Below are 21,480 nucleotides of genomic sequence, written 5' to 3' on the forward strand. Positions count from 1 at the left end.
ACTCATTTGTATTGAATAGTTTTATGGAAAATACTAATAAAAGATACTGGCGGGGACTAGAAGAGCTGCGGAACGACGAGAAATTTGTAAAAGAAGCGCGTTCTGAGTTTTCCGACGGTCCGACCGAAAACCAATACGAAAGTTTGGTAGATGGAGCTGGAACCCACCGCCGAGATTTTTTGAAAGTGCTGGGTTTTGGAATGGCTGCAGTATCATTGGCAGCTTGCGAAGCACCTGTAAAGAAAGCAATACCGTACGTTAATAAGCCTGAGGGCGAATTCCCAACCATAGCCAACTGGTACGCATCGACATATGCAGAAGGTGGCGATTACGCAAGTATTCTCGTTAAGACACGCGAAGGGCGCCCTGTTAAAATTGAAAGCAATTCACTTTCCAAAACATCTTTTGGTGTCAGCGCCCGCGCTCACGCTTCGCTTTTGGGATTATATGATAACGAAAAGTTAAAAGGCCCTAAAAAGGGTTCAGATACAAAGATTAGCTGGGATGCAGTTGATAAAGAGATCTTAGATCAACTTACTAAAATTTCAGCGCAAGGCGGAGCGATCAGAATTCTTTCTTCTACGATTCTGAGCCCTTCTACAAAGTCGGTTATTGCCGATTTCACCACGAAATATCCTACGACTACGCATGTCATGTACGACGCTAACTCGTCGTCAGCGATTTTGAAAGGAAATGAGCTTTCATTTGGCAAAGCAGTTTTCCCATCTTACGATTTCAGCAAAGCAAAGGTCATCGTTGGCATTGACGCTGATTTCCTTGGAACCTGGGTTTCACCTGATACATTCTCGGCTCAGTTTGCAGAAACACGTAGACTAGGCAGCGACAAAGAAGGCAAGAAAGAAATGTCCCGTCATTATCAGTTTGAAGCGATTCTTTCTGTAACGGGTTCTAACTCAGATTATCGTACAGCAGTTAAGCCATCACAACTTGGTTTGGTAGCAGCTGCTCTTTATAATAAGGTAGCCGCTAAATTAGGTGGATCGCCTATTGCAACGGCTGCAATCGATGTTCCTAATCTTGATAAAGCAGCAGCTGATTTAGTAGCTGCAAAAGGACAGGCATTGGTTGTAAGCGGTATCAATGATGCATCTGTTCAAGTTGTTATCAATGCTTTGAACGGCTTGCTTGGAAGTTACGGAACAACCATTAATCTGGATAAGCCTGCTAATTATCGTCAAGGAAATGACGTGGCGATGAACAGTCTTGTTGACGAAGTGAAAGGCGGAAAAGTTGCGGCATTGATTTTATTTGGTGCTAATCCGGTTTATGATCACCCTCGCGGTGCAGAATTGGCAGCAGCTTTACCACAAGTTTCACTGAGCGTTTCATTTAATGACCGCGCGGACGAAACATCTTCATTGTTAAAATACATTTGTCCAGCTCCACATTACCTGGAATCCTGGAATGATGCAGAGCCGGTTGCAGGATCTTACAGCCTTGGTCAGCCTGCTATCAGCATGATTTTCAGCACACGTCAGGCGCAAGTTAGCTTACTGAAATGGGCTGGACTGCCAACTGACTATCACGAGTACGTTAAGGCATATTGGAAAAAGAATGTTTACACGCAAGGTGGAACGGGAGATTTCGAAAAATTCTGGATTAAGTCCCTTCATGACGGTGTGTATGACGTGCCTGCAACTACGGCAGCTACGGGAGCAACATTCTCAGGAGATTTGAGTGCAGCAGCAGCAGGAATTGCTAAAAAATATAAAGCTTCTACTTCCGGAATTGAACTTGCCTTGTTCGAAAATGTCGGTCTTGGTAACGGATTTGCAGCAAATAACCCATGGCTTCAGGAGTTACCTGAGCCGGTTACCAAAGCATGCTGGGATAACCACGCATGTGTTTCCCAGAAGACAGCGGCAGATCTTAGCCTTGCACAGGGAGATGTGGTAAAAGTGGATATTAAAGGTAAAGCGGTTGAAGTACCGGTTATCATCCAACCCGGTCTGGCCAACGGCACAGTTGCTATTGCAATTGGATTTGGTCGCGAAAAAGCAGGGAAATCTGCAAATGGAGTTGGAAAGAATGTTTATCCGCTTGCAGCATTCGCTGATGGTTATCTGACATTCGCTCCTGGTGAAGTAACTGTTTCTAAAACAGGTGATACAAGAGAAATAGCACAGACTCAGACACACAATACGGTGATGAACCGTAAGTCGGTTCTTCAAGAGACTGTTTTGGCTCATTTCCAGAAAGATCCAATGGCGGGCCGGTTTGTTCCGAAAATCCCGACATCAGATGGCGTAGTAGATGCGACCGATCTGTCTCTTTGGAATGGACATAAATATAAAAACCATTCATGGGGAATGGTCATTGACCTGAACACATGCTTTGGCTGCGGTTCTTGCGTCGTTAGCTGCCAGGCTGAAAACAACATCCCAGTTGTAGGACGTCAGGAAGTAATCAATGCGCGTGAAATGCACTGGCTGCGTATCGACCGCTATTACAGCAGTGATGCAGATGTTGAAGATTTGAGAGGATTAGAAATCGCTTCTGAAAATCCGGAAGTTACATTCCAGCCGATGCTTTGCCAGCACTGTAACAATGCGCCTTGCGAAACGGTTTGTCCTGTTTTGGCTACTACGCACAGTTCAGAAGGGCTCAACCAAATGACTTACAACCGTTGCGTTGGTACGAGATATTGTGCGAATAACTGCCCATATAAAGTACGTCGTTTCAACTGGTTCAAATATTTTGATAACGAAAACTTCGATTACCACTTCAACAATGATCTTGGTAAAATGGTGATCAACCCTGACGTTACTGTACGTTCGAGGGGAGTTATTGAAAAATGCTCAATGTGTGTTCATAGAATCCAGGAAGCGAAACTGACTGCTAAAAAAGAGAGAAGACGCATCGTAGATGGAGAGGTAAATGTGGCTTGTGCTTCGTCTTGCCCGACTAACGCGATCACATTCGGAGACATGAACGATCCCGAGAGCAGAATTTCGAAGTTGCTTGAAGTTGAGAAAGAAGGCCGCGCATTCCACATGCTGGAAGAGATCAATGTTCGTCCACAAATCTCCTATTTAACCAAGGTTCGTAACAAAGACGCTGCTGCGAAGGCTCCTGAAAAAAAGGAACACGCTTAATTTGAAAATAGAGTTTTAGAAGATTAAATCATTATAAATTATAGTAGTATGCATGTTACTTCACCTGTAAGAGAACCGCTGATTCAAGGTGGGAAAACGTACGCAGACGTAACGGAAGACATATGTCGGCATGTCGAAGGAGCTCCAACCAAGGAATGGAAAATTGCTTTTGGGCTTTCTCTGATTGTTTTGGCTTATGGATCGGTTTGTCTTGCATGGACTTGGTGGGAAGGGCTTGGCGTATGGGGTCTGAACAAGACAGTTGGCTGGGCATGGGATATCACTAACTTCGTTTGGTGGGTTGGTATCGGTCACGCCGGAACGCTGATCTCCGCGATCTTGCTTTTGTTCCGTCAGAAATGGAGAACATCTATCAACCGTGCAGCAGAAGCGATGACGATTTTCGCGGTTATCTGCGCAGCATCATTTATCCTGATGCACATGGGCCGTCCCTGGATGGCATATTGGGCGCTTCCGCTTCCAAACGCATTCGGATCTCTTTGGGTTAACTTCAACTCGCCACTTGTTTGGGACGTATTTGCGATCAGTACATATTTCTCAGTTTCATTAGTGTTCTGGTACATTGGTCTTATTCCTGACCTTGCTACAATCCGTGACCGTGCAACAAGTAAAGTGTCTCGTTTAATGTACGGAACATTCGCAATGGGATGGGACGGATCAGCAAAGACGTGGGCACGTTATGAATACATCAGCTTAATTCTCGCGGGTCTTTCTACACCTCTTGTACTTTCAGTTCACACAATTGTAAGTATGGACTTTGCAACATCGGTTATTCCCGGATGGCATACAACAATTTTCCCTCCATACTTCGTTGCGGGTGCGATTTTCTCAGGGTTCGCAATGGTGCAAAACCTGATGCTGATCACAAGAGTTGTTTACAAGCTTGAAGATTATATCACGCTTGAGCACATTGAAACGATGAACAAGGTTATCACGTTGACCGGTTCTGTGGTTGGTGTGGCTTACATTACCGAGTTCTTTATTGCTTGGTACTCGGGTGTTGAATATGAATATTATGCATTCTTCAACCGTATGACCGGTCCTTACTGGTGGGCATACTGGGCGATGATGACTTGTAACGTAATTTCTCCACAGCTTTTCTGGTCGAGAAAATTACGCAGAAGCATCACCTTTACATTCTTCATTTCAGTAGTTGTAAACATTGGTATGTGGTTCGAGCGTTTTGTAATCATTGTTACGTCGCTGCACCGTGACTACATTCCTTCTAGCTGGGCAATGTTCTCGCCTACACGCTATGACATCGGTGACTACATTTTCTCATTCGGTTTGTTCTTTACCCTATTCCTATTGTTCTCCAAATATTTGCCGGTGATCAATATGGCGGAAGTTAAGGCAGTGATTCGTTCTACATCTGCTAATCTGCCTACCAAAATTGCTGGTGTGGCGAAGGTTAGACAGCGTGGTACAGCTGAACCGGCTTTTGATAAGGATAAAGAATAATTAGACTGACAGGTATTTTAATATAAGTATTGATATGGCAGAATTATCTGGTAAATATTTGGTCGGAGTTTACGACGATGACGATACTGTTCTTCATGCAGTGCCAAAGCTCAGAAAAGCAGGAGTAAAAATAAAAGAAGTGTATTCTCCATTTCCGATTCACGGACTGGACGAAGCATTGGGTCATCCAAGAACAAGGATTGGGATTGCCGCCTTCATGTTTGGTGTAACTGGATGCTGCGTTGCATTGACGCTGATGATCTGGACAATGGGAATTGACTGGCCGATGATTGTCGGTGGTAAGGATCCTATTTCAATTCCTAACTACATTCCGATCACATTTGAGCTTACTGTTCTATTCACAGCTTTTGGAATGGTTACAACATTCTTTATTTCAAATGGCCTGGGACCCGGTACGCATTTTCATCCAAGATTTGATTTGCGCTCAACAGATAACAAGTTTGTAATGGCGATTGATCTGGGAAGAAATTCAATGTCAGAAGATGAAATTTCAAGAGCATTGAGAGACAGCGGAGCAGAAGAAGTCAACATTAAGCAATTTTAATGGAGTTTGAGAAAATGAAATTTAAAAATTTATATAAATATCTGTTAGTTGCTGCTGTAATCCTTACTGCTGCGGCTGGTTGCACAAGGGATCCTAATGATCCTGGTAAAGAGTATGCACCCAATATGTACTTGCCTGTTGGTTATGAACCATACAAACAGGAAAAGGCAAACCCTATTAATCCAATGGGTCTGACAATGAGATTACCTGTGGCCGGAACAGTGGCAAGACGTAATTATCAGACATCCTTCGGTGAAGCGGATTCTGTAAATACAGATTTGATGGTTTACAACATTCCTGCTGACAGCATCTCCATTTCAGAGCGTGTGTTGAAAAACCCTATTCCATTAAACGAAAATACTTTGGCAGAAGGCAAAGTACTTTACGACAGATATTGCCAGCATTGCCATGGCGCAACAGGAGCCGGAGACGGAAAAGTTGCAGCGATGTATAAAGGGGTTCCCAACTATGCAAGCGACGCCTACAAAAATCTAAATGAAGGTCACATTTTCCACGTCATTACGCATGGAAAAGCACGTATGTGGCCACATGGATCTCAGATCAATCCTGAGGAGCGTTGGAAGATTGTACATTATGTACAAAAATTGCAGAAGGGAGCTTAATTAGTTTTTGATAACAGAGAAATAAAATAAATAATGGCATCAGCACATTCGATTCCTTCTATTGAAGAACGGTTTGAATTTACTTCGGGGGCTAAAAGAAATTTAATTATTGGCGGTGGCATCGGCATAGCGTTAGTTGCATTAGGTGCTTTCCTGGCAGCTAATGGTGGCGGACACGAGGCTGCAGCACATGGTGCGGAAGCAGCTGCCGCAGTTGGACATGGGGCAGCAGGACATGGTGCTGCCGGACATGAAGCTGCTGCTGCGACGGGACATCACGAGGCTGGCTTGATGACTCGCATCTGGGCTAACCTTTGGGTAAATGGTGTTTATTTCACTGGTATGGCCGTTGTGGGAATGTTCTTTATTTCTTACAATTATCTGGCGCAAGCGGGATGGTCTGCTGTATTTAAAAGAGTTCCTGAGGCGTTACCAGCGTTTTTGCCATTTACGGGGATTGTGATGTTGTTAACGTTTATTTTCGGAGGTCACGATTTGTTTCACTGGACTCATGAAGGGCTTTACGAAGTAGGCGGACCTGAATATGATCCGATTATCGCTGGGAAAAGAGGCTTTTTGAATACACCATTCTTTGTTTTCAGACTTGTATTTTATTTCGCGGTATGGTATTGGTTGTGGCGTGTGATCCGTAATTTATCTTTGAAAGAAGATGAAATTGGCGGAACTGAGTTTTATGAAAAATCGATCCGGTTCGGAACTGCGTTCCTGGTAGTGTTTGGTGTTACTTCTTCGACTTCTGCATGGGACTTTGTTATGTCGATTGACACCCACTGGTTCAGCACAATGTTTGGATGGTATACGCTTGCTAGCTGGCACGTTGCTGGCCTTGCAGTAATCACTTTGGTTATTGTAATGCTGAGAGAGCGTGGATATTTGAGAGCAGTAAATTCAAGTCACCTTAGAGATTTAGGGAAATTCGTATTTGCATTCAGTATCTTCTGGACTTATGTGTGGTTTGCTCAATTCCTTTTGATTTACTACGCTAACTTACCGGAAGAAACGATTTACTTTTTGGAGCGTTTTAGAGGTCACGGTGGGTTTTTCAAGGCGCCATTCTTTATCACGTTGTTCCTGAATTTCTTCTTCCCATTCCTTGTTTTAATGACGCGTGATGCGAAGTATACACATTCAATTCTCAAAGTGGCTTGCTGGAGTGTGATTATTGGTCATTATATGGATTTTTATACCAATATAATGCCGGGTACGCTTGGAGCAAGTGCAGGTTTCGGTCCGTTGGAATGGGGTTTCTTCCTTATTTTTATATGTGCGTTTGGTTATTCAATTGCAAGTCAGTTAGAAAAGGCGAATTTGATACCAAGGAATCATCCAATGTTGGAGGAATCATTGCATCACGATATAGCCTAATTGCAAAACCCAGTTTATTATCATGAATATTATTATCGCATTAGTTGCTCTTGTTTTTCTGGTTCTCACAGGCGTTGTGATATCCAGGCTTCAGAATGTTCTCAAGAATGTAAATAAAACCGATTCGCCTGATGCGGAGCCGTCGGGTAATAAATGGAATGGTGCCATGTTTATCGTAATCCTCATTGTAGGAGCGATTGCGATCACTTGGTCTTATCTTCATGCCCGTGAGTTCTTTTTGCCTGAGGCGTCTTCGATTCACGGAAGGAGAACCGACGACCTGTTTTGGTTTTCAATGGGAATCTTGACGATTCCTTTCATCATCGTTAACTTCCTGATCTTCTTTTTTGCATGGAAATATCAGCATAAGAAAAATCACCGTGCATCATTCTATCCTGATAACCACAGACTTGAACTTATCTGGACGATCGTTCCGGCAATTGTAATGGCGCTTTTGGTATTTACAGGTTGGAAAGCATGGTCGGATATAACTTCTGATGCACCGAGAGATGCGGAAGTGATTGAAATCACAGGCAAGCAATTCAACTGGATTGCACGTTATGCTGGGATGAGCGATAATAAATTGGGAGACTATAACTATAAATTGATCGATTCTCAAAATGAGGTTGGTATAGATCTTTCTGATGAGAATTCTTTTGATGATTTCACCAATCCAAGTGAAATGCACATTCCTGTAAATCGTCCAGTGCTGCTTAAAATACGCGCCAGGGATGTTTTGCACAGTGTATTTATCCCTCACATGCGTGTGAAAATGGATGCTGTTCCAGGTATGCCGACTAAATTCTGGTTCGTGGCGGACAAGACAACAGCCGATATGCGCGCTGAAACAGGTAATGCTAATTTTGATTACGAAATTGCATGTACTGAGGTTTGCGGTCAGGGACACTTTTCAATGAAAATGCGATTGATAGTTGAAGACGAAGCGTCTTATAAGAAGTGGTGTGCTGAGCAAGCAACTTTCCTTCAAACTTACCCTGAATATCTTGCGAAAGTGCCAGAGAATTTGAAAGCGAAGGCGATGAAATATGTGCCAGCCGAAGCGGCAACTCCTGTTGATAGTTCAGCAACTTCCACAGGAGGAGCAGGAACAAGTACAAGTCTACGCTAATTTGTTAATTTAAATACATTAAAAGTATATGTCAGCTATTGAAGGATTGGAAACAGCTCATCACCACGAAACTGAGCATGAACACCACCATGAAGCACAAAACTTTTGGCAGAAATATATATTTTGTGAAGACCACAAAGTTATAGCGAAGCAATATTTGATCACCGGGATTTTGTGGGCGGTGATCGGGATTTCCATGTCAGTGATTTTCCGTATTCAATTGGGTTTGCCGGACTCTAATCTTTCCTGGCTAAAACCTGTCTTGGGCGGATGGATCAGTGATGCTGGTAAATTGGATCCTAATTTTTACCTCGCCTTGGTTACAATGCACGGAACCATCATGGTATTCTTTGTATTGACTGCCGGTCTGAGCGGAACATTCAGTAACTTCTTGATTCCTTTGCAAATCGGCGCACGCGATATGGCGTCTGGTTTCATGAACATGTTGTCTTACTGGTTTTTCTTCCTGGCCAGTGTTATCATGTTTGCGTCATTATTCTTGCAAGCTGGACCAGCAGCAGGTGGTTGGGTAATTTATCCACCATTGAGCGCACTGCCACAGGCACACCCAGGCTCAGGAATGGGTATGACGCTTTGGTTGGCTAGTATGGCATTTTTTATTGTATCTCAGCTTTTGGGTGGGATCAACTACATTACTACAGTTATCAACTTGCGTACAAGAGGAATGTCGTTCGACCGTCTTCCGCTAACGATCTGGTCCTTCCTTATCACAGCGGTTTTGGGTCTGATTTCTTTCCCTGTTCTTTTGTCATCTGTATTGCTTCTGATTTTCGACCGTCACTTCGGCACAAGCTTTTATCTGTCAGATATTTATATCAATGGCGAAGCCCTTCCTAACGTAGGTGGTAGCCCGATCTTGTTCCAGCATTTGTTCTGGTTCCTGGGTCACCCTGAGGTTTACATTGTACTATTACCAGGACTTGGTATCACCTCCGAAGTTATTGCAACCAACGCACGTAAGCCTATCTTCGGTTACCGTGCGATGATTGCATCCATGTTGGGTATTGCATTCCTTGCATTTATCGTATGGGCTCACCATATGTTTGTAACAGGTATGAATCCATTCCTTGGATCCGTATTTATGTTCCTTACATTGATCATTGCGGTTCCATCTGCTGTGAAAGGATTTAACTACATTACCACACTGTGGAAAGGAAACATTGTTTTCACACCTGGAATGTTGTTCTCGATCGGTCTTGTTTCGTTGTTCGTATCTGGTGGTTTGACGGGGATTATCCTTGGAAACAGTGCGCTTGACATTCAGCTTCACGATACTTACTTTGTTGTAGCCCACTTCCACCTTGTAATGGGAGCTGCATCTGCCTTCGGACTTTTCGCAGGCGTTTATCACTGGTTCCCTAAAATGTTTGGCAGAATGATGAATACGACTTTGGGTCAGATTCACTTCTGGTTGACATTCATTGGTATTTATCTTGTATTTATTCCGATGCACTATGTGGGTATCGCAGGTTTCCCACGCAGATACTACCAGTTCACCAGCTACGACTTTACGCATAAGTTTATGGACATGAACATGTTCATATCTATCGCGGCGATCTTGTCATTCCTTGCGCAGTTCATTTTCCTTTGGAACTTCTTTTACAGCATCTTCAAAGGTAAGAGAGCCCCACAGAATCCATGGAGATCCAACACATTGGAATGGACTACACCAATTAATCCTGGTCACGGAAACTGGGTTGGAGAGATCCCAGCAGTTTACCGCTGGTCTTACGATTACAGCAAGCCGGGCGCTAAGGAAGATTTCATTCCGCAAAACGTACCATATTCTCAAACACTGGAATCCAACTTCCCGCATGAGAATGAACTGATAGCCACAGAAAAGGCGATTGAGTCACAAAATTATAATGATCAGTTCAACGCACATTGAAATCAAGGCCAACCGACGGTTCCGTCGGTTGGCCTTGAATACTGTCATTGTACTCTATTTTCTTATTATAGCGGGTGGGGTAGTGAGGAGCACGGGCGCTGGAATGGGTTGTCCGGATTGGCCGCGTTGCTTCGGACGATGGGTTCCGCCGACTGAAATTTCGCAATTACCGGCCAACTACAAGGAAATTTACGGCGCTAAGCTAAAAGGAGAGATTGAATTTAATCCGGTTAAAACATGGATTGAATACGTAAACAGACTTCTGGGCGCTTTCACAGGGGTAATGATCTTCCTGACACTATTAGCCTCCATACCTTTCCTTAAATCCGGAAACAAGCGAATCTTCTATTACAGTTTGTCAGCGTTCATTCTGGTAGGATTTCAGGGGTGGCTGGGTGCCAAAGTTGTGTCCTTTGAATTGTTGCCGGTGGTTGTAACGCTCCATATGCTGTTAGCCATTGTGATCGTTTTTCTGCTTTTGTTTCTTTACACCTGGTCGGCTTATGCTGGCAACATTTTACAGTTGAAAGAGTCAAGCAAGAAGGCAATCGGTGGGATTGGCGTAGTAGTGATCACATTATCATTGATTCAGATCTTGCTTGGAACTCAGGTTAGGGAGGCAATTGACGAGGTGGTTCACAGGTTAGGTTATCAGGCGAGAAGCCAATGGATTGATGAGTTGGGTTTGAATTTTTATATACACCGATCCTTTTCAATTCTTCTTTTTGTTGTAAACCTTTATTGGATCAGCAAAATTTTTAAAGCGGAAGGCAGGTATTCGATAGCAGGAAGGATTGCAAATGCTTGCTTTTGTATATTGATAGTCGAAATTGCCACAGGGATTTTGATGGCTTATTTTGGAGTACCGGCATTTGCCCAGCCATTGCACCTTACATTTGCAATATTATTGATTGGCCTTCAATTTGTGATTTGGCTTGTCGTAAATGGAAATAAGTATTTAAAGTATTCGTCAGATATCCGTCTGGAAAAGAGTACGATTTAGAAACAAATAGTTGTAGTAATGATATCAGCTGAGGGAAGCTTAGGAGGCGTAGGGAAGTTAAGAGAGAGGATAGGCGTTTTATTTGAGTTGCTAAAATTCAGGCTGGCTTCGCTGATCGCATTTTCTGGTGCTATGGGTTACTGCCTGGGTGCGAAGGAAGTTGAGACGGGAAAGTTGGTGCTTTTCATCATTGCATCAATCGGAATCACCGGAGCAGCAAACATTATCAATCAGATTCTCGAAAAGGATTTCGATAAATTGATGAAGCGGACCGCCAACCGACCGTTGCCTAGTGGGCGCATTACGGTAGATCAGGCAATCATTTGGGCGGTTTTTCTGGGAATTACTTCCCTGGCGATTTTCGTGCTGGTGTTTAATCTCAGCACAGGTTTGATTTCGCTCTTGTCGCTGGTGCTGTATGGTTTTGTTTACACACCATTAAAAAGGGTTGGTCCGATAGCGGTTTTTGTCGGAGCTTTTCCAGGGGCATTTCCTCCGATGATTGGCTGGGTAGCAGCGACAAATCATTTCGGCTTAGAGCCGGGAATCTTGTTCGCGATTCAGTTCTTCTGGCAATTTCCACACTTTTGGGCGATTGCCTGGGTGCTTGATGAGGACTATAAAAGAGCAGGGTTTAAATTGCTTCCTGCCAACGGCCTGAAGGACGTTAATACGACATTGCAAATAATGATTTATACGGTGTTCCTGTTGCCGATTGGCTGGCTGCCTTACGAATTGGGTATGACCGGGATCAATTCGGCTTTTGTTGCAACCGTGTTTGGCGTTTTGTTCCTGGCTCAGACGTTCCATTTGATGCGCACTTGCACGGATAAAACGGCAAGGCAATTGATGTTCGGATCGTTTATATATTTGCCAATTGTGCAGATCGCGTTTTTGTTGGATAAATTGTGAAAATGAAAAATCAGTGAAAATGGAAAGTGTTCAGCAGTATAAAGTAGATAGAGAACCGCAGGAAACATTGGCAATGGATCCAATGAAATTTATTCTGTGGCTGTTTTTGGTTAGTATTATAATGTTATTTGCTTCTCAATCAAGTGCTTATTTGGTGAGAAGAGCCGAGGGGAACTGGTTGGAATTCTCAATGCCAACAATTTTCTGGTATAGCACAGGCGTTCTTTTAATGAGCAGCGCAGCTATGCAATGGGCGTTTTATTCGGCAAAAAAAGATCAGTTCAAACAATTGAAAATAGCAATTTCTATTACTTTTGTACTTGGTCTGGCGTTCCTTTGGATGCAATTTGAAGGATGGAAACAGCTGGTTGCCATGAATGTTTATTTCGTTGGAAACCCGTCTGGTTCGTTTTTTTATGTGTTCACAGGATTACACGGTTTTCACATCATCAGCGGATTAATTGTGTTGCTGTATTCTTTGACGGCCGCTTTTAAGTTGAAAGTGCACGCGAAGAATTTGAGACGCATTCAGATCTGTGCCAGTTACTGGCATTTTCTAGATTTACTTTGGTTATACCTTTTTGTTTTTTTATTGACTTTTAATTAATACTTTTTCAATGGCTGCAAATGTAACAACACCTGGCGCGGTAGAACCCAAAATGTGGATGGGGGGAATTGAGCCTATGAGAGCTAGTTATGGTAAACTGATGATGTGGTTTTTCCTTATCTCGGATACCTTTACTTTCTCAGCCCTGCTCGTTGCCTACGGTACAGCAAGGTTCGCCTTTCCGGCATTTTCCGGAAACGTGGATGACTTTACATTTTCAAACATGTATTGGCCGATTCCAGAAAAGGTGTACGAGGCGGTGCCTTTCCTTCACGGAATTTCTCTTCCCCTGGTCTTTGTGGGGATCATGACATTCATCCTGATCGCGAGTAGCGTGACGATGGTTCTTGCAGTAGAAGCAGGTCACCGTATGGACCGTGCCAATGTTGAAAAATATATGCTTTGGACAATCCTTGGCGGATTTACTTTCCTGGGCTGCCAGGCTTGGGAATGGGCTCACTTTATCCATGGAACGGATACAGGAAGTGTAATGAAAGTTATTGAAAACGGAGTTTGGGTCGATAAGACAATTTTTGGGGCAAACCTTACGGAAAACCAGTATGGTCCTCCTGCATTTGCTGACTTCTTTTTCTTTATCACGGGTTTCCACGGAACGCACGTATTTAGTGGTGTGATCCTGAACATTCTGATCTTCTTCCGTACTGCCACAGGTTTTTATGATAAGAGAGGAAGTTACGAAATGGTCGAGAAAGTTGGACTTTACTGGCACTTTGTAGACTTAGTGTGGGTATTCGTATTTACATTCTTTTATCTGGTTTAAATCATCCAATAATACTAATTCCTAATCAAATGTCGGAAGTACACCATATTCATAACCAGGATCCAAACGCAGGTGCTGAGCAACGTAAAGCAATCTGGAAAACCTTTTGGATTCTCCTTATCCTGACTGCCGTAGAATTCCTTATCGCATTCACGGTTCCTCACGGAATATTGAAGGTCACCATTTTCATTGTGATGACGATTGTTAAAGCGTTCTATATCGTGGGTGAATTCATGCACTTAAAGCATGAAACGAAGTCACTGATCTGGTCGATTCTGGTTCCCGTTATCTTCGTAGCCTGGTTAATTTTGGCGCTTATGTTGGAAGGTAATGCGATTTTTGAAGCCATATTCGATTAAATAATACGCATGAAGAATTTTCCCAAGGCCGGATTACTGATCGTAACATTAGTAATACCGGCTTTGATTTTTGTACTACTCAGACTTTTCGCAACCAATCATTACGATCTTCCCTATTTCAATCCGGAGATTGGTAACGATGGAAAGGTGTTGATAGCAAATGGAGATACTGTTTTTCGCAAGCAGTCAGTGGTGCAACTGTCATCGGGGAGTTATGATATTGCAAATCAAATTACGGTAATCAGTTTTTTACCAAAAAATTGCGCGGATAGTTGCAAGCTTGGGCTGTCAAACCTGAAAAGGATCTTTGATATGCGCAGCGAGACCAATAACCTCACTATTAAGACGCTTACCGAAGATAGTTTAGCCACTTCCTCAACCTATCCGATTGAGTTGGGTAAGGAGGGATGGGAAACTTGGAAAGCTTCAGTAATGGACGCCGAACGTTTGTTGGCGTTGCCATCTTCGCAAGATACCTCTGAACTTTATCCGATCGAAAGCAGGTTAATGTTGATAGATAGCAGAGGCTACACCAGAGGTTACTACAATGGGATGGATCCCGAGGAGATTGATCGCCTGATGGCGGAAATAAAGATTTTAAATTACGAGAATAAAGCAAGTGCTGATAAATAGTTATGGCTTCATTGGTATTAGAAAAGAAATCCAAATACGAACGCATTATCAACATTCTCGCCATTGTGATCCCGATTGCGGTTGCGGCGTTGTTAGGCATTCGGCAGAAAGTTGAGTTAGGAGCGTGGACGAAGGTTCTGCCTCATGTTATCGGGGTAATCAACACGCTGACGGCGGTGTTTTTGATTGCAGGGTTTTATTTTGTCAAAAACAATAACATTAGTGCGCACCGCAAGGCGATGACAGGTGCATTTTTGTTGGGAGCTGTATTTTTGGTTTGTTATATTTTATATCACATTTCGAATCAATCCACGCCTTTTGGTGGCGAAGGCGTTGTGCGGCCGATCTATTACTTTTTATTGATTTCACACATTACATTGTCTATTGTAGTCGTTTGGTTTGTGTTGCGTGCGGTGTATTTTGGTTATACTAATCAAATTATTGAACACAGAAAGGCTGTGAAATGGGCTTTTCCTATCTGGCTTTACGTGAGTATCAGTGGCGTTGTGGTTTACCTGATGATTAGTCCTTATTATGTATGAAAAAGTTTAAGATCATATTCGGTTTTGTAATGCTGTTTGTGCTCTCAGGCGTCGATACCTGGGCGCAATGTGCGATGTGCCGCGGTTCTGTGGAAAGTTCTATGGGAAATGGCAGGAACAATGTAGGTGTCGGGCTTAACACCGGCATTATGTTTCTATTCGTGATGCCTTACTTATTGGTTGGGGTAATTGGCTACCTATGGTATCGGAATAGCAAAAAGAATTTACAGGAACGCCAGTTCATCGCTTCCCGTGTGAAGCAGGCTTATCAAGGCTAGGACTTAGGATAATGATATGACAAGCGAGGCAAACTGCTTCGCTTTTTTTATGTCCAATCTGAATGCATAAAAAATGTTATCAAAGGGCGTAGAAAAGCGTTCCAGTGTCTTTAATGAGAAAACTGGGATTATGCGACTGTTAATTTTACTCATATTGCTTCTGAATAGTGCCTTAGCAAATGCACAGACAATTTCCACTTCAAAACCCTGGACTTTCTGGTGGTGGATGGGCAGTGCGGTGAATGAGAAAGACATTACGGCTCAATTGGAGTACTTTCAAAGATCAGGAGTTGGTGGCGTACACATTATCCCCATTTATCAGGTTAAGGGTTACGAATCACAATCCGTTCCGTTTTTGACGCCCAAATGGTTGGATCTGATGCAGTATACAGTGCGCGAAGGCAAGCGGCTGGGACTGGGTGTTGATATGACGACAGGAACCGGCTGGCCATTTGGTGGTCCCAATGTTTCGCCGGAGCTCGGGGCGACGCAAATGCTGGTTAAAAATGGAGCTATCGCCATTGAACCCACAAAACAAAAAGTAAAACGTGCGGCGCCAGGTGGAGAAGGATTGGTCCTCGATCCATTTCATGCGACCGCAATGCCACGCTATCTTACGAGGTTCGATTCTGCGTTTGCTAATAGAAAAGATTTGCCGCGTTCCATGTACAATGATTCCTATGAGGCTTATGGAGCTAACTGGACCGACGATTTTTTGCAGGAATTTAAAAAAAGACGCGGTTATGAACTGGGTGAAAATCTGGCCTTACTGACTGATTCAACTGGAAAGGCCGGCTCAGATCTTGTCCGGATCGATTACCATCAAACATTATCGGAGTTATTGAGAGAGCGCTATGCCAAGCCCTGGACCGATTGGAGCACGAAACACGGTTTTCTGACCAGATATCAGGCGCACGGTTCGCCCGGAAACCTGCTCGACCTGTACGACACCGCTGACATTCCGGAAACTGAATCTTTTGGAACCAGCCGTTTTTCAATTCCCGGGTTACGCATCGATCCTGATTATTCCATCGACCAGTTTGGGACACCTGATCCGTTGGCAATGAAATTTGCCTCATCGGCAGCACATTTTTCTGGCAAGAAGCTTGTGAGTTCCGAAACCGGAACATGGCTTGCCAACCATTTCAAAGTTTCGCTGTCGCAGGTCAAGCCGCAGATCGATGAGCTTTTCACGGCGGGTATTAACCACATTTTTTATCATGGGAGCACTTATTCACCTGCTCAGGAGCCATTTCCGGGCTGGTTATTTTACGCTTCCACGAACTTTGGATCGACCTCACATTTCGCTGAACACTTTCCCCTGCTAAATAAATACGTACAGCGCTGCCAGGAGCTGCTTCAAAACAGTAAGTCGGACAACGATGTGCTGGTGTATTTTCCGATACATGACCTTTGGGCAACCAAAGCGAAGTCGTCCGGCAATGTGCATTTACTCGAAGTGCATCACGTGGATCGCTGGCTTCTGGATTTGCCTTTTCGTAAGCTTGCACAGCAACTTTGGAAAAGAGGTTTTGGATTTGACTATGTTTCAGATTTGCAATTGAGCCGTTTAAAGCTGGATAGTAATGGTAATCTCACCAGCGGAAACGCAGTTTATAAATCCATAATAATACCCTCAAGCACCTATATGCCCGGGGAAACATTAAAAGAATTACAACGACTCGCCGGGAACGGAGCAAAGATTATATTCCAAAACCACATGCCGGAAAAAGCAACCGGTTACGCTGTCGAGACTGAAAGGCAAAACAGCTTTGAGAATGAGTTAGTAATGCTGAAAAAAGAAAAGAATGTCCGCATTTCGAATGATATTGAAAAAGAATTAGTGGCAAGCGGAGCACTTCGGGAATCGTTCGCAGATAATGGGTTGACATTTATCCGTAAAAAAACACAAGACAACAAACGACTTTACTTTGTCAGTAACTTGGCTGATCATTGTAAGGAAGGTTGGATTAAAGTCAGCAATGTCGGCGGGCTTGAAAAATTTGATGCACTGGATGAAAATGCAACCTGGAAGCCAGTTCCGCGAAATGGAGATGCCATTTATTTAAAGCTTTTGCCAGGACAATCATGTTTTTTACGAGAAACAGCAAAAAATACAGGCACAGGGAAAGCGAACATTGCCGATAAGCAATTTGAAATAAAAGGTAATTGGAATCTGAAATTTCTAAAAGGCCGGCCTTCGATCCCAACCTCCGCCAATCTGAACGAACTCAAAACCTGGACAAGCCTGCCTGATTCCGCAGTTTTCTTCTCAGGGACAGCCAGATACGAAATTCACTTCGATTGTCCTGACAATCTAATGAAGACTGACGCTAAAATTCTGGACCTTGGCGATGTGCGAGAAGTGGCCACGGTAAAACTGAACGGTAAGCCCATAGGAACAGCTTGGAGCATTCCTTTCCAATTGGGTTTTACAGATAAGCTTAAATCAAAGGATAACGTGCTTGAAATTGAGGTTACCAATCTTTCAGCCAACTATATGCGCCTGAGGGACACGCAAAAGCCCGATTGGAAAAAATTTCATGACATTAACATTGTCGATATCACTTATAAAAAGTTTGACGCGACAAAATGGGAGCCTATGCCATCAGGTTTGCTGGGACCAGTGAAAATCCTTTTCCACTAATACTACTCCCAAAGCGGGTAATGTTCAAGCTGGATTTGCCTGCCAAAGAATATGTTTGTCGATTGTTCAAAGGACAGCGTGTAGTCGGACACGTAAAATGCGCGCTTGCCTTCTCCCTTTTCATTAACCAGATAATGTTGTTCGAGCCAGGATTTTAATGAAAAAGCCACGATCTCGGATGTGTCGAGGATTTCTACATTGCTTTTATAGAATTCACCGATCTGATTTTTGATCAGCGGATAATGCGTGCAGCCAAGAATCAATGCTTCAATATCTGTCAGCGAAGGATCAGACAAATAGCTGGTTATAATGCTTTCACTAATGTTATTATCAAAAAAACCTTCCTCGATCATAGGTGCCAGCAAGGGAGTAGCCAGTGATTTTAACTGAATATTTTTACCCAAAGCATCCACTTTCTTTTTATATACATTGGAAAGGACCGTTTGCTTTGTTCCGATCAGGCCGATAGTCTTGCCGTCATAATGTTCCTTAATGTAATCCACCACCGGATCAATTACATTCAAAACCTTCGCCTTACTACCCACATATTCCCGCACCAGCTCATAAGCCGCCGCAGAAGCCGAATTGCAGGCAATGAGGATCAACTTGCAATTTTGCTGCAGAAGCATGTTGCAAATTTTGATAGAATAAGCTTGAATTGCCGCCTGAGACTTATCGCCGTAGGGAAGGTGCGCCGTGTCGCCAAAATAAATTGTATTCTCTTGCGGCAGAAGCCTGGTAACTGCACTGGCAACGGTCATCCCGCCAATGCCACTATCAAAAATCCCAATCGGCGCCGAAGAATCAAACATAATGGAAGAAGTAAATCTTTTTGACTAAGAATATTTGGTCCAAAACTAAAGGAACGGTTTGAATAACTTTTCAAAAATTAGACCTATTCAGAAATTTTTTGGAAATGCATGCAACCCGACGATGTGGAATGCGCATCTTGCTATTGAAACCACCAAATGAATGGGTCGACTTTTATCACTTTTCAGTAACGAAGCACAGCTGCTCAAAGCACTTAGGAAGGAAGATCCTAAGGCTCAGCGACAGTTGTACGATAAATACAGCGCTCGCATGCTGGCTTTATGTTTTCGTTATATCTGTGATGACATGGCGGCTGAGGATGTGATGGTTGAAGGTTTTATAAGAGTGTTTGCCAAAATAGAGCAGTTCAGCGAAGAAGGCAGTTTTGAAGGCTGGATCCGTCGGATTATGGTAAATGAGGCGCTGGGTTATTTAAGAAAACAAAAACGAATCCTCGAAGACACGCTGTCAGAAGAGGCCAATAACATTCCGGATTATGCACACGCTGATCAGAATCTGGAAACGCAGGAATTGTTGCAATTGATTGAGTCGCTGCCAACAGGATATAGGACGGTTTTCAATTTATATGCCATTGAAGGTTATCCGCACATTGAAATTGCGCAAATGCTTGGCATAACAGAAAGCACATCCAAGTCGCAGTTGCACCGGGCAAGGGCAATGCTGCAAAAAATGGTGGCGGATTGGGAAAATGATTTTAAAAAAAAAGTAGTATATGAAAAAGCATCCGGTTGATGATCTTTTCAAGCGCAGGCTTTCGGAGTTCGAAAAAAAGCCATCTGCCGCTGCCTGGGAAAAAATTCAGACAAGCACAAAAAAAGAGCGCAGGCTTGCGGGTTGGGTCTGGTATGCCGCAGCGAGCGTTGTCATCACGCTTGTAGCAGGTTATATCGTTTGGAATAGTGAGCGCTCCAATATTGAAACGATTGGTAAGGAGGAGAAAATCGCAGTTATTTCTAAACAAACGGAAATAGCAAAGGAAAGGGAAATCGTTCAGGAACATCAAGTTGAAAAGATTCCGGTTCCTGCTAAGGAGATTCAAGTTTCTTCTGAGGACATTGCGTTAAATGAGAAGAAAAAGCCATTACAGCATCCAGGTAATGCGAGGCCAAATGCGAAGGAACCGATTTCTGTTAATAAGCCCATTCAGAGCATTGAACCTCAAAACCTGGCAATAAATGATGTTGAATTAGAGAAAGAGCCTGTTGCTAAGTTGCCAGCGATCGAGAAAAGTGCCCCGATAGCAGAAGAAGTTTTGGCGGCCAAGATCACGCCAATGCCGGTTGAACAAACCAGAGTTGTTGTGGTGGCCGTGGAGACCAGTGATCAGGATGAGGATAAACCCAAGTCTTCTAAATTTTCAAAAGTATTTCGTCAGCTAAAAAATGCGAGAGCGGGCGAGCGCGTGGATTGGGAAGAAGTGGGTTTTAATCCAAAAAGCCTCGTTGCGAAAGTAGACGACCGTTTGCGCAACGGAGAAGAAAAAGTGTCGGAAAAGTATCATAACCTCAAAGACAAAACAAAACTTTAAAATCACAGCCATGAAACTGAAATTATATATTGCCGGCCTATTCCTTGTTTTTGGAATGAATGTGTATGCAGGCGCTCTGAAACCTGCACAACAAAATACCCCACAGGAGAAAGATTCAATTATCGTGACCTTTGGCGACAGGACAAGACTCATTATCTATGGAGAAGACCGCAAGGAACTAGAAAAGATCATGAAGTATGACCTGAACACATTGTTGAAGGACTTGAAAATCAGGCTTGATAGTACCGATGCAGACACCACTTATTTGCGGGAGGAGATTAATGGCAGTAAATATTTGAAAGATAAATCGAATGACGAGGATTATGTAAGAATTGGCCTGCGGGGAATCCACATTAAAAATGGGGACACAGAAGTCAAAATTAATGCGAAGGGAGTCGAGGTGGAGGACGAGGATGATGACAACGATAAATCAGATTCAAATTACAGGCGCACGGGCAAGCGTTTCTATCGATCGGGCGGTGGTTCCAGTCCGCGAAAAGGGTTTAATATCGCATTAGGCCTCAATACTTACGGCACAAATGAAACGACGCCAGGCTTCTCTAAGGACGACTATGACCTTAAACCATTTGGATCCCGATATATCAGCTTAGGCTATATTGCGAGTACAACCATTGCAAAAGGCAAAAATGCGCGCCTTCACCTTGATTTTGGGGTTGATTTCTCCTGGTACAACTTGATGTTCGATGGGAATAATACAGTTGCGAAAGATTCGCTTCAAATTAGTTTTCCACTTGTTACCAATGAAAACGGCGAAGAGATTGAGATGAAAAAGAGCAAGCTCACTGTTCCTTACGTAAACATTTCATTCATGCCGACGCTTAGTTTCTCCCGATCATTCATCTCATACATTAGCGCAGGCGTTTACGGAGGCTACCGGTTAGGCAGCTATACCAAGTTAAGACGTGAGGGAAGCAAGGATGTAGACCATGTCAGAAAAAACTTTTACATTGAAGATCTGAGATATGGCCTGTCCGCAGAGCTAGGAATCAGAAATTTCCCGGATTTCTTTGTCAACTATGATTTCAATAATCTCTATCAGGATGGCAAAGGACCGTCTGTAAGGATGCTTAGTTTTGGGGTAAGGTTATTTTAAGAGAGTTCAAATGTGCGTAATAGCGGTTTAAAACA

General features: G+C 43.4%; 20 protein-coding genes. 19 read left to right on the forward strand and 1 reads right to left on the reverse strand.

Going from position 1 to position 21,480, the window contains the following annotated elements; all coding sequences use genetic code 11:
• The first annotated feature begins 23 nt into the window (after positions 1–23).
• From L0660_RS20230 to L0660_RS20305, 16 genes are all read left to right on the forward strand, one after another.
• Complete coding sequence (locus L0660_RS20230) at positions 24–3,116, forward strand: TAT-variant-translocated molybdopterin oxidoreductase (RefSeq protein WP_235161094.1); 3,093 nt, start codon at positions 24–26, stop codon at positions 3,114–3,116.
• Between the two features lie 48 nt (positions 3,117–3,164).
• Positions 3,165–4,598 (forward strand): NrfD/PsrC family molybdoenzyme membrane anchor subunit, encoded by a 1,434-nt coding sequence (nrfD, locus tag L0660_RS20235; protein ID WP_026631755.1) that lies wholly within the window; start codon positions 3,165–3,167, stop codon positions 4,596–4,598.
• A 34-nt stretch (positions 4,599–4,632) separates the two neighbouring features.
• Entirely contained in the window at positions 4,633–5,163 is a 531-nt protein-coding gene (locus L0660_RS20240; RefSeq protein WP_233799010.1) for a DUF3341 domain-containing protein, read from the forward strand.
• Entirely contained in the window at positions 5,163–5,786 is a 624-nt protein-coding gene (locus tag L0660_RS20245; protein WP_235161095.1) for a cytochrome c, read from the forward strand. The genes L0660_RS20240 and L0660_RS20245 overlap by 1 nt, the downstream gene beginning before the upstream one ends.
• A 33-nt stretch (positions 5,787–5,819) precedes the next feature.
• A complete protein-coding gene (locus L0660_RS20250) occupies positions 5,820–7,172 on the forward strand; it encodes a quinol:cytochrome C oxidoreductase (RefSeq protein WP_235161096.1) in 1,353 nt (450 codons plus the stop codon).
• A gap of 22 nt (positions 7,173–7,194) precedes the next feature.
• Positions 7,195–8,301, forward strand: a complete 1,107-nt coding sequence (locus L0660_RS20255) for a cytochrome c oxidase subunit II (RefSeq protein WP_235161097.1) — start codon at positions 7,195–7,197, stop codon at positions 8,299–8,301.
• Positions 8,302–8,329: 28 nt separating this feature from the next.
• The gene (locus tag L0660_RS20260; RefSeq protein WP_051350275.1) at positions 8,330–10,210 is read left to right on the forward strand and encodes a cbb3-type cytochrome c oxidase subunit I; all 1,881 of its coding nucleotides are present in this window, start codon (positions 8,330–8,332) and stop codon (positions 10,208–10,210) included.
• On the forward strand, positions 10,188–11,213 hold the full coding sequence (locus L0660_RS20265) for a heme A synthase (RefSeq protein WP_235161098.1): 1,026 nt from the start codon (positions 10,188–10,190) through the stop codon (positions 11,211–11,213). Before L0660_RS20260 ends, L0660_RS20265 begins: the two co-directional genes overlap by 23 nt.
• Positions 11,214–11,231: 18 nt before the next feature.
• A complete protein-coding gene (cyoE, locus tag L0660_RS20270; protein WP_235161099.1) occupies positions 11,232–12,125 on the forward strand; it encodes a heme o synthase in 894 nt (297 codons plus the stop codon).
• 19 nt (positions 12,126–12,144) lie between these two features.
• Positions 12,145–12,732: a cytochrome c oxidase subunit 3 gene (locus L0660_RS20275; RefSeq protein ID WP_233799004.1), complete on the forward strand. Its 588-nt coding sequence runs from the start codon at positions 12,145–12,147 to the stop codon at positions 12,730–12,732.
• A gap of 10 nt (positions 12,733–12,742) precedes the next feature.
• Positions 12,743–13,513 carry a cytochrome c oxidase subunit 3 gene (locus L0660_RS20280; RefSeq protein ID WP_233799003.1) on the forward strand — a complete coding sequence of 257 codons (771 nt, stop codon included), beginning with the start codon at positions 12,743–12,745 and terminating at the stop codon, positions 13,511–13,513.
• Positions 13,514–13,542: 29 nt separating this feature from the next.
• Complete coding sequence (locus tag L0660_RS20285; protein WP_026631765.1) at positions 13,543–13,872, forward strand: cytochrome C oxidase subunit IV family protein; 330 nt, start codon at positions 13,543–13,545, stop codon at positions 13,870–13,872.
• Positions 13,873–13,881: 9 nt separating this feature from the next.
• Entirely contained in the window at positions 13,882–14,505 is a 624-nt protein-coding gene (locus L0660_RS20290) for a hypothetical protein (RefSeq protein WP_233799002.1), read from the forward strand.
• A gap of 2 nt (positions 14,506–14,507) precedes the next feature.
• Positions 14,508–15,047 (forward strand): DUF420 domain-containing protein, encoded by a 540-nt coding sequence (locus tag L0660_RS20295; protein WP_233799001.1) that lies wholly within the window; start codon positions 14,508–14,510, stop codon positions 15,045–15,047.
• Positions 15,044–15,325: a hypothetical protein gene (locus L0660_RS20300; RefSeq protein ID WP_233799000.1), complete on the forward strand. Its 282-nt coding sequence runs from the start codon at positions 15,044–15,046 to the stop codon at positions 15,323–15,325. Before L0660_RS20295 ends, L0660_RS20300 begins: the two co-directional genes overlap by 4 nt.
• Positions 15,326–15,455: 130 nt before the next feature.
• A complete protein-coding gene (locus tag L0660_RS20305; protein WP_235161100.1) occupies positions 15,456–17,972 on the forward strand; it encodes a glycosyl hydrolase in 2,517 nt (838 codons plus the stop codon).
• 2 nt (positions 17,973–17,974) lie between these two features.
• Here the strand turns inward: L0660_RS20305 and murI are convergent, their stop codons facing one another.
• Positions 17,975–18,784 (reverse strand): glutamate racemase, encoded by an 810-nt coding sequence (gene murI, locus L0660_RS20310; protein ID WP_026631770.1) that lies wholly within the window; start codon positions 18,782–18,784, stop codon positions 17,975–17,977.
• 160 nt (positions 18,785–18,944) lie between these two features.
• Between murI and L0660_RS20315 the strand changes: the two genes are divergently transcribed.
• The 3 genes from L0660_RS20315 to L0660_RS20325 are packed head-to-tail and all read left to right on the forward strand — an operon-like array spanning position 18,945 to position 21,445.
• On the forward strand, positions 18,945–19,535 hold the full coding sequence (locus L0660_RS20315) for an RNA polymerase sigma factor (RefSeq protein WP_235161101.1): 591 nt from the start codon (positions 18,945–18,947) through the stop codon (positions 19,533–19,535).
• Positions 19,516–20,331 (forward strand): hypothetical protein, encoded by an 816-nt coding sequence (locus L0660_RS20320; RefSeq protein WP_235161102.1) that lies wholly within the window; start codon positions 19,516–19,518, stop codon positions 20,329–20,331. The genes L0660_RS20315 and L0660_RS20320 overlap by 20 nt, the downstream gene beginning before the upstream one ends.
• 10 nt (positions 20,332–20,341) lie before the next feature.
• Positions 20,342–21,445: an outer membrane beta-barrel protein gene (locus L0660_RS20325; RefSeq protein WP_235161103.1), complete on the forward strand. Its 1,104-nt coding sequence runs from the start codon at positions 20,342–20,344 to the stop codon at positions 21,443–21,445.
• Positions 21,446–21,480: the final 35 nt, after the last annotated feature.

The sequence above is a fragment of the Dyadobacter sp. CY351 genome, from assembly GCF_021502625.1.
Lineage (GTDB): Bacteria > Bacteroidota > Bacteroidia > Cytophagales > Spirosomataceae > Dyadobacter > Dyadobacter chenhuakuii.